Source organism: Gilvimarinus sp. 1_MG-2023, assembly GCF_030548285.1.
On sequence record NZ_JAUOSC010000421.1, the window covers coordinates 1 to 353 of the forward strand.

The 353-nt window shown below is 53.5% G+C and carries 1 pseudogene; it reads right to left on the minus strand.

Annotated features, from left to right (window positions below):
* A pseudogene (locus Q4563_RS17450) lies at nucleotides 1-353 on the minus strand (1-deoxy-D-xylulose-5-phosphate reductoisomerase); the annotation flags it as partial.

The window sequence follows — 353 nt, forward strand, 5'->3', positions numbered from 1 at the left end:
CTGCCATAAATGCCCGCCGGGCCAAGGATAAACAAGGGAAGGTGTGTTCATCGGCGGCTTCAAAATCAAAGCGACCGATAGTGACCAGATCCAGTGGCGCCACTCCGGATGTCATACGTTCAGGCCAGGCCAGAGCGTAAGCAATCGGAGTGCGCATATCCGGTTCGCCGAGCTGCGCGATCACCGAACCGTCACAATATTGCACCAGGCTGTGAATCACGCTTTGGGGATGTACAACAACCTGTATCTGTTCCGGCTGGCAGTTAAACAGGAAACAGGCCTCAATCAACTCCAGCCCCTTGTTCATCAGGGTAGCGGAATCAACCGAAATTTTTTGTCCCATCGTCCAGTTG